Source organism: Enterococcus sp. AZ156 (assembly GCF_051714165.1).
GTDB lineage: Bacteria > Bacillota > Bacilli > Lactobacillales > Enterococcaceae > Enterococcus_B > Enterococcus_B pernyi.
This window is the reverse complement of the sequence record NZ_JBIORI010000001.1, coordinates 2,260,237-2,277,224: the sequence shown is the minus strand read 5'-3', so window position 1 is coordinate 2,277,224 and position 16,988 is coordinate 2,260,237. Positions and strand designations below refer to the sequence as shown.

Annotated in this window: 16 protein-coding genes and 2 other annotated features; of the genes, 15 read left to right on the top strand and 1 reads right to left on the bottom strand. The window is 39.3% G+C overall.

Annotated elements, in window-relative coordinates; all coding sequences use genetic code 11:
* Positions 1-60: 60 nt before the first annotated feature.
* From IGJ95_RS10830 to nhaC, 6 genes are all read left to right on the top strand, one after another.
* Positions 61-735: an HAD family hydrolase gene (locus tag IGJ95_RS10830; protein ID WP_010734725.1), complete on the top strand. Its 675-nt coding sequence runs from the start codon at positions 61-63 to the stop codon at positions 733-735.
* Between the two features lie 123 nt (positions 736-858).
* Positions 859-1,093 (top strand) — a binding site (T-box leader).
* Between the two features lie 37 nt (positions 1,094-1,130).
* Positions 1,131-1,370, top strand: a binding site (T-box leader).
* A gap of 63 nt (positions 1,371-1,433) precedes the next feature.
* Positions 1,434-2,507, top strand: a complete 1,074-nt coding sequence (locus IGJ95_RS10825) for a methionine ABC transporter ATP-binding protein (protein ID WP_010734726.1) — start codon at positions 1,434-1,436, stop codon at positions 2,505-2,507.
* 1 nt (position 2,508) lies between these two features.
* A complete protein-coding gene (locus IGJ95_RS10820) occupies positions 2,509-3,189 on the top strand; it encodes a methionine ABC transporter permease (RefSeq protein ID WP_023520129.1) in 681 nt (226 codons plus the stop codon).
* Between the two features lie 15 nt (positions 3,190-3,204).
* Positions 3,205-4,044: a MetQ/NlpA family ABC transporter substrate-binding protein gene (locus IGJ95_RS10815; RefSeq protein ID WP_153830179.1), complete on the top strand. Its 840-nt coding sequence runs from the start codon at positions 3,205-3,207 to the stop codon at positions 4,042-4,044.
* A 23-nt stretch (positions 4,045-4,067) separates the two neighbouring features.
* Positions 4,068-5,273 (top strand): M20 family metallopeptidase, encoded by a 1,206-nt coding sequence (locus tag IGJ95_RS10810; RefSeq protein ID WP_010734729.1) that lies wholly within the window; start codon positions 4,068-4,070, stop codon positions 5,271-5,273.
* 408 nt (positions 5,274-5,681) lie between these two features.
* Entirely contained in the window at positions 5,682-7,094 is a 1,413-nt protein-coding gene (gene nhaC / locus IGJ95_RS10805; protein WP_153830180.1) for a Na+/H+ antiporter NhaC, read from the top strand.
* A gap of 280 nt (positions 7,095-7,374) precedes the next feature.
* Here nhaC and IGJ95_RS10800 read toward each other — a convergent pair whose 3' ends face one another.
* Positions 7,375-8,739, bottom strand: coding sequence for an amino acid permease (locus tag IGJ95_RS10800; protein ID WP_153830181.1), 1,365 nt, complete (start codon positions 8,737-8,739; stop codon positions 7,375-7,377).
* A 295-nt stretch (positions 8,740-9,034) separates the two neighbouring features.
* On the opposite strand from IGJ95_RS10800, the gene IGJ95_RS10795 reads away from it, so the two are divergent.
* The 9 genes from IGJ95_RS10795 (at position 9,035) to IGJ95_RS10755 (ending at position 16,930) form a co-directional block, all read left to right on the top strand.
* A complete protein-coding gene (locus IGJ95_RS10795; protein WP_010734732.1) occupies positions 9,035-9,925 on the top strand; it encodes a hypothetical protein in 891 nt (296 codons plus the stop codon).
* Positions 9,926-9,984: 59 nt separating this feature from the next.
* Positions 9,985-11,085 (top strand): glycerate kinase family protein, encoded by a 1,101-nt coding sequence (locus IGJ95_RS10790; protein WP_010734733.1) that lies wholly within the window; start codon positions 9,985-9,987, stop codon positions 11,083-11,085.
* Between the two features lie 251 nt (positions 11,086-11,336).
* The gene (locus IGJ95_RS10785) at positions 11,337-12,851 is read left to right on the top strand and encodes an Lsa family ABC-F type ribosomal protection protein (protein ID WP_438761855.1); all 1,515 of its coding nucleotides are present in this window, start codon (positions 11,337-11,339) and stop codon (positions 12,849-12,851) included.
* A gap of 104 nt (positions 12,852-12,955) precedes the next feature.
* Positions 12,956-13,483, top strand: a complete 528-nt coding sequence (locus IGJ95_RS10780; RefSeq protein WP_010734735.1) for a histidine phosphatase family protein — start codon at positions 12,956-12,958, stop codon at positions 13,481-13,483.
* Between the two features lie 155 nt (positions 13,484-13,638).
* Positions 13,639-14,220 carry a polymer-forming cytoskeletal protein gene (locus tag IGJ95_RS10775; protein ID WP_019723609.1) on the top strand — a complete coding sequence of 194 codons (582 nt, stop codon included), beginning with the start codon at positions 13,639-13,641 and terminating at the stop codon, positions 14,218-14,220.
* Between the two features lie 171 nt (positions 14,221-14,391).
* Complete coding sequence (locus tag IGJ95_RS10770; RefSeq protein ID WP_023520124.1) at positions 14,392-14,961, top strand: hypothetical protein; 570 nt, start codon at positions 14,392-14,394, stop codon at positions 14,959-14,961.
* The gene (locus IGJ95_RS10765; protein ID WP_438761852.1) at positions 14,961-16,316 is read left to right on the top strand and encodes a lipase family protein; all 1,356 of its coding nucleotides are present in this window, start codon (positions 14,961-14,963) and stop codon (positions 16,314-16,316) included. The genes IGJ95_RS10770 and IGJ95_RS10765 overlap by 1 nt, the downstream gene beginning before the upstream one ends.
* 16 nt (positions 16,317-16,332) lie before the next feature.
* Positions 16,333-16,638 (top strand): hypothetical protein, encoded by a 306-nt coding sequence (locus IGJ95_RS10760; protein ID WP_023520120.1) that lies wholly within the window; start codon positions 16,333-16,335, stop codon positions 16,636-16,638.
* Positions 16,639-16,657: 19 nt separating this feature from the next.
* The gene (locus tag IGJ95_RS10755) at positions 16,658-16,930 is read left to right on the top strand and encodes a hypothetical protein (RefSeq protein ID WP_010734740.1); all 273 of its coding nucleotides are present in this window, start codon (positions 16,658-16,660) and stop codon (positions 16,928-16,930) included.
* The last annotated feature ends 58 nt before the right edge of the window (positions 16,931-16,988 follow it).

The window sequence follows — 16,988 nt, the reverse complement described above, 5'->3', positions numbered from 1 at the left end:
GGTTTGAATGAAAAAACATGATACACTACAGATATTGTTTTTTTGAAAGGATCAGTGGATATGAAGGGTGCAATATTTGACTTAGATGGACTATTAGTTGATACAGAAAGAACTTATCGTGACGGTTGGCTATGGGGATTCAAGCAATTTGATATCGAAATACCTCAAGAAATCGTTGATACATGGGGTGGAAAAAATTGGAAACAAAGCTATGATTTGTTGATCAAAATGGCGGGAACACCGGAAATGGTACAAAAGGTTCGCGAAAAACGAGAAGAATATTTTTATCAACAACTGCATAGTGGCGCTATCCAATTAAAACCTCATGCAAAAGAAGTATTGAAAGAATTGAATGACCAAAAACTCATTCTTGGTCTCGCAACGACGACGGTAACAAAACGAGCAAACAATATTTTGGATCAATTTTCTTTGAAGCCTTATTTTCATACATATACCTTTGGGGATGAAGTGTCTGAAAATAAACCTTCACCAATTCCTTATCTAACTGCGCTAGAGCGGTCGGGATTGACAGCGTCAGAAGCCTTTGCAGTGGAAGATTCTTTGGTTGGTGCGACCGCCGCATCACGAGCAGGAATGGGTGTTGTTTTGATTCCAGATTCAAGCTTTGATCGGGCTTATACCGAAAGAGAAAAAGCAGATTTATCGATCTTAGCAGAAGGTACCGATCTTTTGATCGTGTTGGAGATGTTAGAAAAACAAAAAGGAAAAAAATAAACGGCTGGAAATCCAGTGCCACCAACGATTTTTTTATTGATCAATCGACTGAGTGCATATTTTTTTAAATTTCTTGCTTGACTTTTTGTTTTCACTTAGATAAAGTGTTCTCAACAACAAAATATGGATTCGTTGATAAGGAAAGTAAACTTGGAAACTTCAAAGAGAGGCTCTGGTTGGTGGAAAGAGTCAAGTAAGAAAAGTTGAAAAATGGCCTTGGAGAATAACTTGTCGATAAGTAGGCAAGTTCGGAAATGTCTGACCGTTAAAACGGACAACCAATCTCTCGTAAAGAGATGTTGGATCGAGGGAAGGAAACTTCCGAATAAAGGTGGTACCACGATACGTCGTCCTTTTATCAGTAGATTTATGCTGATAAAAGGATTTTTTTTATATTTTTTGCGTTGAAATAGTAAGTACAAATACAAAAACCTTTAACAGAGAGCTTCGGTAGCTGAGAAGAAGCAAGGCGGCATGTTTGGAAAATGGCTATTGAGCAATTCACCCCGAGCAAAATTGTGAGACGGTGACGGTCGCAACCGTTAGCTTGCTAGAGTATGATTGTACTCGAAGAGGAGTTACATGTAAGTGTAACTTGAACATGAGGTGGTAACACGCAAAAAGGCGTCCTCAAGAAAGTGATGAGTCATTTTCTTGAGGATGCCTTTTTTTATCGTCAAACCGAAGGAGGAGTAAAAATGATTGAATTACAAGCAATAAATGTTTCTTTCCAACAAAAAGAAAAGACGATCCAGGCAGTGAAACAGGTGGATCTTTCGATTGCTAAAGGGGATGTTTACGGAATCGTAGGTTATTCAGGTGCTGGGAAAAGTACGCTGGTTCGTGTCATGAACCTGTTACAAAAACCAACAAGTGGCAAAGTCATCATCAATGGAACAGAGCTAGGAAAACTATCCCCGAAAGAATTACGAAAAGAACGAAAATCGATCGGGATGATTTTTCAACATTTTCACCTAATGGAAAGTCGCACGATTTTTGACAACGTCGATTTCTCGTTGAAATATACGAAAAAATCGAAACAGGAGCGTCGTCAAAAAGTTAATGAGCTTTTAACATTAGTCGGGTTAGAAGAAAAAGCTACTGCGTATCCAAAACAACTTTCAGGAGGACAAAAGCAAAGAGTTGCTATCGCTCGTGCATTAGCCAGTGATCCGCAAGTATTACTTTGTGATGAGGCAACGAGTGCCTTAGATCCAAAAACGACCCATCAGATTTTAGCTTTATTGAAAAAACTGAATCAGCAATTAGGGTTGACAATCGTTTTGATCACACATGAGATGCAAGTCGTTAAAGAAATCTGCAACAAAGTAGCTGTGATGGAAAACGGGGAAGTGATCGAACAGGGAAGTAGCGTTCAGATTTTCAGTGCACCAAAAGAAGTTTTGACGCAAGAGTTTATCCGAACAGCCACCCACGTTGACCAAGCATTAGAAACGATTCGCTCGCATCGTGCTTTTGCAGATCAGTTGACCAATAAATGGTTAGTGGAATTGAGTTATGTGGGCACACAAACGAATGAACCGTTGATCGCACAACTTTATAGCAAATACCAAGTCAGTGCGAATATTTTATACGGCAATGTAGAACTATTACAAGAAACCCCATTAGGACGATTGATCGTTACTTTATCAGGAGAGATCCATCAACGAGAAAAAGCCTTGGCTTATCTTATTGAATCCGGTGTACAAGCAACGATTTTACAAAAAAATGGCGCAAGTAAGGAAATGAAAGTGATTCAAGGAGGACGCTGATATGACCCATTTCTTAGAAACCTATTTACCTAATGTCTATTTGATACCCGATGAATTTATTGAAGCGACGAAACAAACGTTGTATATGTCTTTTTGGACCGCGTTGATCGGAGGTGCGATCGGTCTTGGTTTTGGGATCGTATTGGTTGTGACACGGCCCCAAGGATTGCTTGAAAATCGCTTGCTTTATGAGGTGCTAGACAAGGTCATCAATGTTGTCCGCTCGATTCCCTTTATCATTTTACTTTCTTTACTGGCATTGACGACTCGCTTTTTAGTCGGTACTACGATCGGCGCGAAAGCTGCTTTAGTCCCTTTGATCTTTGGTGTTGTGCCATTTTTCGCTCGACAAGTGGAAAATGCGTTGTTAGAAGTAGATCCTGGAGTGATTGAAGCAGCCGAATCTATGGGAACCAGTCCAATAGGGATCGTTTTTAGAGTCTATTTGATCGAAGGCTTGCCAGGGATCATTCGTGTCTCTGCATTGACGATCATCAATGTCATTGGCTTGACTGCTATGGCAGGAGCAGTTGGGGCAGGAGGATTAGGAAACCTAGCTATTTCTCGTGGGTATAATCGTTTTCAAACAGACGTGACTATCGTCGCCACTTTGTTGATCTTGATCCTTGTTTTCTTAAGTCAATGGATCAGCAATTTATTGATCAAAAAAATATCACATTAAACTGGAGGAATCATCATGAAAAAACTCATTCGTTATACAGTACTTGCTTTTGTTGCACTTATTTGGTTGGCTGGCTGTAGCCAAGGCAATGCCGAAACAGACACAAAAAAACAAACGACAGTAAAACTTGGGATTATTGGAGAGGACACTGACGTTTGGGATGATGTCAAGGCACGTTTAGCAAAAGAAGATATTGACTTAGAATACGTGAAATTTACCGACTATAATCAACCGAATGCTGCATTAGCAGATGGCTCGATCGATCTCAATGCTTTTCAACATCAATTCTTTTTAGACAATTACAATACGGAACACGGAACGGATCTAGTCTCGATCGGCAACACAGTGAATGCACCTTTAGGGATCTATTCCAATACGATCCAATCCATTGATGATATCAAGGATGGCGCAAAAGTAGCTATTCCAAACGACGTCACAAATGGCGGACGGGCGTTGCTATTGCTACAAACAGCTGGTTTGATCAAAGTTGATCCAGCGAAAGGCCAAACGCCGACTACTTCAGATATCACTGAAAATACAAAAAACCTAGACATCTCTGAACTGGATGCCTCACAAACAGCTCGTGCATTGAATGACGTGGATCTTTCAGTGATTAACAGTGGTGTGGCAGTCGATGCAGGATTGAACCCAACGAGTGATGCTATCTTTTTAGAACCTGTCGATGACAGTGCCAGACCATATGTCAACATCATTGTAGCAAGAAAAGAAGATGAAAATAACGAAATCTATCAAAAGATCGTTGACACCTATCAAACGGAAGAAACAGCAAAAGTGATCGAAGAAACATCAAAAGGATCAAGCGTACCTGCCTGGGAAACATTTGGTGAAAAATAAAAAGCAAACTGGAGGAAGCCAATATGACAACATCTACTTTAACAACACATTCTTTTAAGGAAGCAATCCAGCAACGATTAGCTGAATATCAAGCATTAGCACTAGATATCCATGACCATCCTGAGGTAAGTAATTATGAGTTTTATTCCTCAGATGCTTTGATCAAACAATTAGAAAAAGAAGGATTTTCTGTCACAAAAGATGTTGCTGGTCATCGAACAGGATTTGATGCTCGTTACGCTTCAGGAAAACCAGGACCAACGATTGCTTTTTTAGCAGAATTTGACGCTTTACCAGGAATCGGTCATGCTTGTGGACACAACTTGTTTGGTACGTATTCTGTCTTAGCTGCCAGTGTCTTGCGCGAACGAATTGCTGAGATTGGTGGAGAGATTCGGGTATATGGCACACCTGGAGAAGAGGGAGGCGAAAACGGATCAGCTAAAGGAAGTTTTGTACGGGAAGGCTTCTTTGAAGATGTGGATGCGGCACTTTGTGTCCATCCCGCATATCGTTACGGCAAAACGACAGAATCATTAGCGAATGACCCGGTGGACATCAAGTTCCATGGTGTTGCTTCCCATGCAGCTGCCGCACCAGATAAAGGAGTGAATGCCTTAGAAGCGTTGATTCAAGTGTTTAATGGAATCAATGCGTTGCGCCTGCAACTGCCAAAAGACGTCAATATCCATGGGATCATCACGGATGGGGGAGTCGCTGCGAATGTGATTCCCGAATACGCAGCAGGTCGATTCTACTTACGAGCAAAAAATCGTCAGACATTGAATGAGGTGTATCAAAAAGTCGAAAATATCGTGAAAGGGGCGGCTTTGAGTACGGGAACAAGTTATGAATTTGGATTGTTCCAAAATTCTGTCGATGATGTGATCGTGACGCCTTCATTTGATGCGCTGTTCTTCAGTCATGCGAATGCAGCAGGTGTACCTGATGAAGAAATCGAAACAAAAGAACAAACAAGTCTAGGTTCTTCTGACGTTGGTAACGTGAGCCATGTGATTCCGACGATCCAACCAACCGTCTCGATTGCTGATGAATATATCGCCGGTCATTCGGAAGAATTTAAAGCAGCTGCTCGTAGTGAAAAAGGACTAGCTTCGATTGCCATTGCTGCTGAACTATTGGCAAATACTGCATTAGATCTATTTGGAAAGCCAGAACTTCTAGATAAAATAAAGCAGGAGCATCAAGCAATCCTTGCAAAAAAATAACGGAAAATGATGGATGGGTGAAAGGACTAGATCGTTATGAATCAAAACATTTGTTTTCAGAAAAAATACATTTAGATTGACAAATTGGACAGATGCAGGTAAACTTCATGAAAGTTCACTTTTCACCCAGTAGTAGTTTTGGTGTTTTGTTCAGAAAGTCGGTGGTTGCTGCGAACCGACCAAGCCAATTCTATGAATTACAGGAAAAGTTTTAACAATTAAATCATTCAAATCAAAGTGAAAAACAGATCTGTTTTTAATTAAGGTGGTACCGCGGAGAAATTCGTCCTTAGTTGAAAACAGATCTTTTTGTCTTTTTTTAGGGAGGAAACGCAGATGAACTGTGGCGGAGTCATTCGATATCGAAGCTTTTTTAAGACGTAACAAACTTAAAAAAGGAGAATGGATATGGAAAAAATAAAAAAACCTAGTTTTATAGAAGCAGTGAGTGTATTAATAATTATCGTTGCAACGATAGCAGCCGGAGTAGTTGGCTTTAAGATTTCACCGAATATCGCGATTTTGATTGCTATTGGTATGGTCATGGTCTACGCAGTAGTGAAGAAACAGCCAACCGATCGATTACATGAAGGAATCATCAACGGTCTCAAACCGGGGATCATCCCGATCTTTATCTTTATTTTAGTCGGCGCATTGATTGCGGTCTGGATCCAAGCTGGCATCATTCCAACGTTGATGGTCTATGGCTTTAACATCATTAGTGTCCCATGGTTTGTGCCTTCAGTTTTTGTTGTGTGTGCCATTGTCGGCAGTGCAGTCGGTAGTGCCTTTACTGTCATGTCAACCATCGGTATCGCCTTTTTCGGTATCGGCACAACGTTGGGATTGAACCCCGCATTAGTTGTCGGTGCTATTGTTTCTGGGGCAGTTTTTGGAGATAAGATGTCGCCATTATCTGAATCGACAAATCTGGCAGCAGCCATTGTTGATGCGGATCTATTTAAACATATCAAACATATGATGTGGTCAACACTTCCGGCATTTATTGTTTCTTTGATTTTGTTTGCATTTTTAGGACATACAGATAAAGGTGCCAGCTTGACAGAAATCCAAAATGTAACAACTATTTTAGAAAACAACTTTACGATTTCGATCTGGTCTCTAATCCCTTTATTCTTGATGTTGGTTTGTGCTTGGAAAAAAGTTCCAGCGATCTTAACGATCCTGTTGAATATTGCCGTAGCAGTTGGAATGATTTTTATCCAAGATCCAAGCACTTCCTTCTCAGGACTAGCGACAGTCCTCGAATCTGGTTTTCTATCTGAAACAGGAAACACGCAAATCGATGCGTTACTTAGCCGCGGTGGGATCGAAAGTATGATGCCTACAGTTTCCTTGATTATTCTGACGCTTTCATTAGGCGGTTTATTGATCGAATTTGAGTTGATCTCTACAGTTATGGAAGTGGTATCGAAGAAAATGACGACGATACCTAAACTGATTTTTACGACACTAATGACAAGTATTGGTGTCAATCTGTTTATCGGTGAACAGTTCTTATCTGTGATCTTACCAGGAAATGCGTTCAAAGAAACATACAAAAAAGCAGGACTTGATCCAACTGTTTTGAGTCGTACCTTAGAAGATGGAGGGACAGTCATCAATTACCTTATTCCTTGGGGGATTGCCGGTAGTTTTGTTGCCAGCACGTTTGGAATACCAACGATGACCTACTTACCATTCGTATTTTTCAGTTTGCTTTCTCCCGTCTTTTCGATGGTCAGTGCCATTACTGGTTTAGGTACTGCAAAAAATAATGAAAAGCAGGAACAATTGAACGTTGTGAAGGAAACGATATAAACTCAAAAAAATAGTCACCCAATCAGCGGGGGGCTATTTTTTTTTGGATAATCAATGGATTGACTTATCAAGTGAACGTATCGATGAAGTGAAACAACATCTGTTCAAGTGTCGTTGCAAAAAAACGAGGGGGATCTTTTTGGACGAATGGTTCATTCAGGCTCAAAGTTCTCTAAAAAGATTAATAAAAACCAGCTAGAAAGCTCAAAGATCCATCAAGTGATCTCGTATTTTCTAGCTGGTTCATGGGGAAGTTTTAGTTATCTATCTTTACCATCAATCATATCGAAGAAAAAGGCTCATTTTTTATCGTAAAGACATCTTTTTTCTTTTGATAGCTAAAGAAAATCACCGCATATAATAAAGCTGTCAAGACCGTTACACCAATTGAATTTGTCATGAGTATCCCAATCAAGATCAAGCTTAACGCGATCAAAGCAAATAAATTAAAACTTTTGGCTTGCCAAGTGCCTTTCTTCAATGCTAAACGAAAAGCGGCAGCGCTGATCATTAGCCAAATCACGAGTACCGTATAAGAAAGAGAACCGGCTAAGTAACCGAAAAGTTTGTCACCTACGAAATAGGAAAGGATGACCCCTAGATATAGCACGCTGGTACAAAATAATACAGCACGTTGTGGCACATAATGTTTGTTCAACTTTGCCAGTTTCTTGGCGGTGCCTTTTTTGTCTTTCAAACGGAAAAACAAGAGACGAGAAGAAGCATAAACGCCAGAATTGATCGATGAAAAGAGTGCCAAGACAATGACGAAGTTCACGATATCACTAGCAAAAGGGATATTCATCTGTTCAAACACCAAGACGAACGGGCTAACCGCAGAACCAGCTAAAGTATTCCAAGGGAAAAGAATCAGCAATAAGAAAAGCGGAATAATATAGAAGGAAACAATTCGGCCCATGACCCCTTTTATCGCTTTTGGTATGGCTTTTTTAGGATCGTCCGCTTCACTGACAGTAATTGCAATCAATTCTGACCCACCATATGAATAGATAACGACAAGTAATGAACTAATGACCCCTTTTAATCCATGGGGAGTAAAGCCACCGTGATCAGTCAATTGACTTAATGTAGGAAAAATTCCAGTTCCTAACATTTGTTGTCCGACGAGATATAACCCGAAAAGAATCATCAAGATAATGACACTGATCTTCGCAAAAGCCAACCAATATTCGGTTTCAGCAAACAAGCGGACAGAATAAAGATTGATCAGAGTCGTTAAAATAGCTAAAAGTAAGATGAAACACCATGCAGGAACATGCGGAAACCATAATTGTAAGAAGGAAGCTGCTGCTACAGCCTCAGCGATGATATTGATCATCCACATGGAATAATAGACCCAGTCGACGAAATCCGCAGAATGATTACCTAAATAAGGGCGAATCAAGCCAGATAATCCATGTTGTGTATCCCCACCGTCTAAAACTAACTTACCCAGACCACTCATAACAATAAATAAAATACCACCACCGATCAAAAAAGCAAGCAAGACCGCAGGACCAGCGATCCCAATGGCTTCACCACTTCCTTTGAATAAACCAGCACCAATTGCACCACCCAAAGCAAGCATCGTGATGTGTCTGGAGCTTAGCTGTTTTTTTAATTTTGTTTGTTCTGTACTTTCCATCAAAAACCCTCTTTTCTAAAAACATGAATGAAAAAACAAATAGGTTATAAAATAATATTCTCTATAATAACAAATTGTCTGACAATTACAACTATTCTGAAAACTTTTTTGTAATTTTTAATGAAACAATCATAGAACTCTTATCTGTTTTGATAATTATTGTTATATTTCTATAAAAAATAACTTGAAACGAAAGCGTTTCATTCGCTTTTTCCTTTCATGCAGGGCTATTATAAGAGGAAACCCATAATTAATAGGATTGTTTTGAGTAAGTAAAAATAAGGAGTTGATAACTATGAGCCAACACGAACGATTGCTTATAGCGAAAAATAAGGCGTTATATTTTTTCCCATACGTACAAACAATGGACGTCATCTCAGCAAAAGATTTGATGGATGATTTCTTTATGTCATCGTTCCAACAGCAACTCGATCAATATAAACTAATTATTTTTTTAGATTATGGATTTGATGTGGCATTTGCTTCTCGTATTCGACCGTACACAAATGCGAAGATCATCCTCTTCTTTTGGAACCATTTTAAAGAAGAACACCTTCAATTATTGAAGAAAGCAGAAGCAGAACCAGCAATTGATGACATTTACCATTTTGATATTTTAGAAGCAAAAGAGTTAGGGATTAAACACAATAGTTCTTTTTATTCAAAAGAGATGGAATTACCAAAAGCTGAAGTCACGACTGATCTGTTCTTTGGAGCAACTGATAACGGCAGAAAACAACGAGCAGATGATTATCAAGCCGCATTTGAACAGTTAGGTATTTCAACAAACTTTTATATTTTACCAAGTCGTGGAAATGATCAAGAAGGGTATCTGACCTATACAGAATATTTACAAAAGACGAATGGTTCGACCGGTATTTTGGAATTGTTGCGAGAAGGTCAAAGTGGTGTGACTTTACGAACATTTGAATCTATTTTCTTCCAAAAAAAATTAGTTACTGATAACAAAGCGATTTCCGGGTATCGTTTCTACAATCCACAAAATATTTTCTTGTTGGAAGAAAGGAATTTGGATGAACTTCCTGCCTTCTTAGATAGCCCTTATCAAACCGTCGATCGTGAGATCATCGAATTTTTTGATGTAGAAAATTGGTCACAGCGGTTTATCGATTATGATCCTGAAGTATTTTCTATCTATGAATATAGCGGTATTGAAGCACGTTAGATATGATATAGTTAAAGAAAAACACGTTGTTCAATCATCGCAGAAAAAGGAGTCTCAGAATGAAATTACTTGCAGCAATCGATTCGTTTAAAGGTAGCGCATCGTCTATTGAACTCAACCAAGCAGCATTGCAAGGCTGGGGGGAGGCGGAACAAACAGTCAATCAACCTATCGCAGATGGTGGCGAAGGAACTGCTGAAGTGATTTACGCTACTTTAGGTGGGGAATGGCGAACACTTTTTTGTCCAGATTTGCTCTTTCGGGAAAAAGCATGTCGTTATTTACTGACACAAAAAAAGAACCGTAAGTTAGCCATCATTGAATCGACGGAAGTCATTGGATTGGACTTGTTGACCGAACCGACAGATCAAACGATCCGGTTAGCTTCAAGTTTTGGTTTAGGAGAGTTGATCAAAGATGCTTTGGATCAGCAAGTAGACGAAGTTATCGTAACATTAGGTGGTAGCGGTTGTTCTGATGGAGGCTTGGGTTTATTGCAGTCATTAGGGGCGAAACTAAATGGCGTTACAGAAGGGAATCCTTTGTTATCCATCGAGACAATCGACGTCTCTCAATTAGAGCGAATCGAGCAACGATTAACGATCGCAGCGGACGTTACGAGTCCTTACACTGGCAAACAGGGTGCGACTCAACTATTTGGGAAACAAAAAGGTGGTTCACCAGAAACTCTAGCATATTTGGAAGCCCAAGCAGAAAAGATCGTTGAACAAATCAAAGAAAGCACAGCAATTGATTTGAATAAACTCGCTGGCAGTGGCGCAGCGGGTGGAATCGGAGGCGCTCTAGCCATTGTCGGGGCTACGATGAAAGCAGGTTTTATGACTGTCTCTGAGTTAGTAGACTTAGAAGATAAAATCAAATCAGCCGATATCGTGATTACAGGAGAAGGACGGATCGATCAACAGACAATTCATGGGAAAGTGCCTTATGGTGTAGCTTCTTTGGCAAAAAAACACAACAAAAAAGTTGTAGCGTTCTGTGGGAGTCGGGAAAAAGATTTAGGTGAATTAACGACGATCCTTCCTAGTGTATTTAGTATCCAAACTGGCCCAACTTCTCTTGATAAGGCATTGGATCATCAAGAAACACTAGAGAACGTCAGACTGCTTTCACAGGCAATCAGTGGCTTGTTTCAATAATTTATTGGTTGACAGTCTTAAAACACCTATGGTAACCTAGTGGCAAATAAAGACAAAGTGAGGGATCCGCGCATTGAAAAAGTAAGTCAATTTGTTGAAGCTGCATTTTAACTATACCTTGTTCGTTCAAGGGGATAGTATGCAGATTTTCAGAATTGGCTGTTTTCAATGAGTGGGTCTCTTTTTGTACTCATCTTCTTTGACCAGTTCTGAAAATAGGACTGGTCTTTTTTATAACGAGGTGAAGATAAATGTCTAAAATCGAAATCAAACAATTGACGTTTGGCTATGACAGCCAAGACGATCTGTTATTCGATCAAGCAAACTTAAATATTGATTCCACATGGAAATTAGGACTGATTGGTCGAAATGGTCGTGGCAAAACGACGTTATTAACTATTTTGCAAAACAAACTACCTTATCAAGGACAAGTGACCCATCAACAAGAATTTGTCTATTTTCCACAACAGGTCAGGGAAACGAATCGACTAACCTATGATGTGTTGTTAGAAGTTTCAGATTGTGAGTTATGGGAGATCGAGCGTGAGCTGATGTTGATGCAGGCAAATCCGGAAATTCTCTGGCGCTCTTACGATTCCCTTTCCGGCGGAGAAAAAACAAAAGTATTGCTGGCTCTCTTATTTACCGATGAGCTGCATTTTCCACTGATTGACGAACCAACAAATCACTTAGATGTGATTGGGCGTCAGCAAGTAGCTGAATACCTGAATAAGAAAAAACAAGGGTTTATTGTTGTCAGTCATGATCGTCAGTTTATTGATGAAGTCGTTGACCATCTTTTGGTCATCGAAAAAAGTCAATTAGTGATCTATCAAGGAAATTATTCCGTCTACGAAGAACAAAAGCGTAGAAAAGATGAATTTGAGTTAGCACAAAACCAAAAAATCAAAAAAGAAGTCGGACGTTTGAAAAAAACCGCAGCTGAAAAAGCGGAGTGGGCTAACTCTCGAGAAGGAGACAAAACAAAAAAACGTGTTGGCTTTATTGATACCGAAGCACGGCGTGTCAATCGTGGCGCAATTGGAGCGGATGCTGCTCGTACAATGAAACGTTCAAAAGCGATCGTCAATCGGATGGAAACTCAAATTAGTGAGAAAGAGAAATTATTGAAAGATCTAGAGTCGATCGATTCATTGAACATGTGCCCAAATCAGTCGCATAATAAACGCTTATTGACAGTAGAAAATCTACAATTAGGCTATGAAGAGATGTTATTCGATCCTATCAGCTTTAGCATCGAGCAACAAGAGTGTGTGGCAATAACTGGACCTAATGGTAGTGGTAAATCATCGATCATCCAGTATTTACTTGGGGAATTTACTGGTCAATCCAAGGGAAATGTCACACGTCCGGCAACAATCAGCATCAGTTATGTTCGCCAAAACTATGAAGATAACACCGGAACATTAACAGATTTTGCGCAAAAGAATCAGCTAGACTTGGAACTCTTTTTAAATAATCTTCGTAAATTAGGAATGGAAAGAGACGTGTTTCATACCTCCATTGAAAACATGAGTATGGGGCAAAGAAAAAAAGTGGAATTAGCCAAATCATTTGCACAATCCGCAGATCTTTATATCTGGGATGAGCCATTGAATTATCTGGACGTGTTCAATCAAGAACAAATCGAGCAGCTTTTAGTACAAGTCAAACCAGCGATGTTGATCGTCGATCATGACCAGCGATTCTTAGAAAAAGTCGCAACGAAAAGAATCGACTTGAGAAGAAGAGAAACACACATTTGAATCACTAAGGCTAATCGAACGTCGTCGACTCCAAGCAGATGATCCATTTGGACTGAAATTGTATGATAAAATTGAAAGAGCATAAAATAAAGGAGAGTTATCTAATGTTATATATTACTAGACATGGCGAAACGACTTGGAATGCTCAAGGCTTAGTTTGTGGCCATGCAGACATCGAATTAACAGAAAAAGGTAAACAACAAGCAGAAAAACTCGCTGAAAAAGTTGCAAACTTGGAAATACCGATCACCAAGATCATACATTCCCCTTTGCAACGCGCAAGAGATACGGCACAAGCGGTAGCCAAAAAAGTCAATCTACCTATGACAGTGGATGAACGACTGATCGAGATGGATTTTGGGGATTATGATGGGCGTCCTAGCGAAGACGAAGACTTTCAACGTGCACGCCAAAATTTTGCGGTACGTTTTCCAAATGGGGAATCGGTTTTAGATGTGTATGCACGGATCACTCCTTTATTGAAAGAGTGCTTAGAAGATGAGGACAATGTCTACTTGCTTGTTTGCCATAATGCACTGATCCGAATCATCAATGCCTATTTTCATCCGATGGCAAATGACACATTCTTTGACTTTTTTGTTGAAAATACGGAATTAGTTACCTTTGACTAGCTGTTTTTATTCTTGGCGTAACAAGAATAACTAGAGGATGTTATCGTAAATTTTCTACTATATAAAATATTTTTTCTTTTCATGAAGATTATTTCACATAAGTACGCTTTCATGGTATAATTTCATAGGAATACAAAAAGAGAGGAAGAAATTTAATGTTATCAAAAAAATTATCTTTATTAGGTTTAACAGCAACAGCACTTTTGGCTTTAGGAGCTTGTGGTGCTGACAACAATGATTCATCTAATTCTAGTTCAGCTTCATCAACAACAGAAGTAAGTACAACAGAAAGTTCAGCAGATGTTGTATCAACAGCTTCAATCAGTGATGATCCAGCTGTTTTAGAAAAAGCAATGTCAGCTGACGGTAACTGGATCGTTGCAGCAACAGGTGATGTGACATTCTCAAATGATGTAACTATCGCAGGCGAATTCCATGACAAAGATGATGCAAGTGCAGATATCTACCGTAAAATTGCTTTGTACTCACAAGACGATGACCGTAACGTAACTGCTGAATACACAATCACTGTTCCAACATTGATCGTTGAATCAGAAAACACAAATATCGTTCACGGAACAATCAAAGGTGACGTACTTGTAAAAGCGAACGGCTTTGTATTAGACGGAGCAAAAGTAGAGGGTAACGTAACATTTGAAAAACAAGAATACCAAGATTCAGCAAAACTTGACGAAAACGACGCATCAGTAACAGGCGACGTAACAGTTAGCGAATAATCTTATAGTCATAAAGACATCTAAAGCAGAAATCCTTCTGTTTTAGATGTCTTTTTTCATTAAAAAACATCCGATATCAATCCTTAGTGATACGACCATAGGCATAGTGAGAAGTTTTACATAAAAACAATTGAGTGAAAAAACGTATATAACAAAAAAGAGAGTAACTCTATGATTGAAAATAATATGAGGGAACAGATATTCATAGATAAAGGAGCGTATATGAAGAAACGACTTTGGTTAGGTGTATTAGTAGTAATTATTTTAGGAGGAATTGGAGGAAAAATGTATATGGATAAAAGAGAAGGAGATCGTCAAGAATTGCTGGAAATACAGAAAGATCTGGCGAATTATGTATATAATAATTATCGTCTCTATGTAAACAATCGGGAGAAAGAAGAAGAAATTTTCAGAAAGTATGACCGCGGACAAGGTGAAATGACAACGGAAGAATATTTGAAAGCATTGTTGGAGGTCAGAGAATATGAGGAGATAACTAAAATTGAATTTACTGGATATTCCATTGATCCAATGAATTCATTAATTATCTATTTCACAGTTAATGATGTCTATCAAGAAGAAGTATGGTTAGATACAAGGTCAGCAGAAACAGACAAGTTCATTTATACAATAACTAATAGTACAGGTGAGGGTCCCTATTATATCACTGAAAAAGAAGCAAAAACTCAACTTGTACTCCCTGATGATCAAATTATATACTATAGGGGAGGGATAGACTAATGGACCAAAATAGAAAGATATCTAAATTTGTATATCGTATCGAAAACGGTCTAGTAAAAATCGGTAAACTAGTAAAAGGGACTCAATTTATCGTTATAGATACAATAGATACAAATAAAGACAAAATCGGCAATGAATCTAAGCCAAAGAAAAATAGTATGCAAGCAATGGTAGTTGCTAAAATAAAAGAGGAATATCTTGGGTACAATGAAGAGCAATTAAAAAAAGTACCTGGCTTCCCTGACTCCGTCATCACCAAAAACCTTACGATTGCCTATGCTGGCACGACTTCGCTCAAAGATTGGCATACTAACCTTGAGGAAATTGGTCGAAGTAATAAACACTCAAATGGTGCATTTGCTTCTGCCTTGAACTATGCCCGTGAAATTGAAAAGCAGTATCCCAAATCAGATGGCTATACGATCTCAACGACAGGACACTCATTAGGTGGCGCTAAAGCACTTTTTGTCGCAGCGATCAATGGTTATGATAGTGTGACGTACGGCGCGGCAGGACCAGGGCTTGCACAAGCCTTATTCGATAATCACAACGGTACCCTGATCAATATCTACGACACTTCGGATGTCGTCACGAGTGGGCTTTTCACTGGTGGGAAAGAGATGCTTCCAATCAATAGTTTTGGGATTGATAACCCGGGGTGGCAAACAGCAGGGCATTCATTGGATCAATTCAGGGTTGATAAAGAAGGAAATTATATCGATAAGCATGGACAGATCATCGTATACGTCGATGGCAATGGGGGGATCTTGTTAGCCCCAACTTTGTGGCAACAAACGCTTTTGGAAAACGAAGCAATGATCAAACTACTAGCAGTCAGTGGCGAACATACGCTAGATGAAATCAAGCGTTTGAAAGAAGAAAATGAGTGGCTCAAGGTTCAAATCAAAGAATTCTTGACCTTAAAAGAGTTAGGTAAGAAGCTGACTGCAAGTGGCGGCGGACTTTCTCAATCAGAAAAAATTTATTTAGAGGATAGCCAAGCATTTGCTGTAGTACGGACCGCAGCAAGTAAATTTGATGAGGCGATGAGCAATGTTCGCGTGATTTACCAAAACGGGATCACGGAGTTGGAAGAGTTATGGAATGACTGGTTGGGAAGAGTACGCAATTATACGCCACATTTGACGTACAACGAGGTAATTGAAACATTAGCCGAAGTTAATTGTACAAAATGGGAGATTGTCGATGAGCCAACACAGGAATTTAGAGATAAAATCCGCCAGATCGATCAGATGTCGGAACAGTTTCAAACGCTCGCCGATGAAATCACCCGAAAAATCAATGAAATGGTGACAAGTGACAAAGAATTAGCGAATCAATTGTTTGGTGTATAAAAGGAGGAGAGGAAAATTGAGTCAGGAAATACAGCTTTATGAAACATATCAAGCAACGAAACGAGGGTTATCAGAGCAAGAAGAAGCATTGATTGCAACAGAAAGAAAAGTCCATGAGCTAGCGGAAGCAACTTACAAAGATCTCCGATTGATTTTGCACTCTTTTTCTGAACCACAAGAGGCCTTTGACTATGGACGTATCATGATTTCTCGTTTAGAAGAGGATCTGTCGACGGAATTGCGCCATCAACGAAAGAAAATCCAGCTTGACCTAGAAGATAACGAGCAGGTCTATCGTAAGAAACTGGCACAATTGGATTAAAAAGAATGGAGGTTTTGAGATGTTTGAAATGATTGAAACGATTGATCAATGGTGGGAGAAATATCAGAAAGATATGGAGAAATGCTTAACTCGTTCACTTGGAATCGCGCTGAAAAGTGAGAAGGGATTGAAAATAAGAACGACAAATCAATCTGGGAAGAATGAGACAAATAGAGCAAAACGCACGATTTCTTCAGCAGGTACAGGATTGAAGGAGACCCTCAAAGGGCAATTTGGCAACAAAGTGTCGCTAGCTTTAGACGAACAAGAAAAAGCCTTAGACAAAGGTTAGTCAAAGAAACACAAAAAACTTATTCTTACATAAATTGATTAAAGGATTCTGTCAGAAC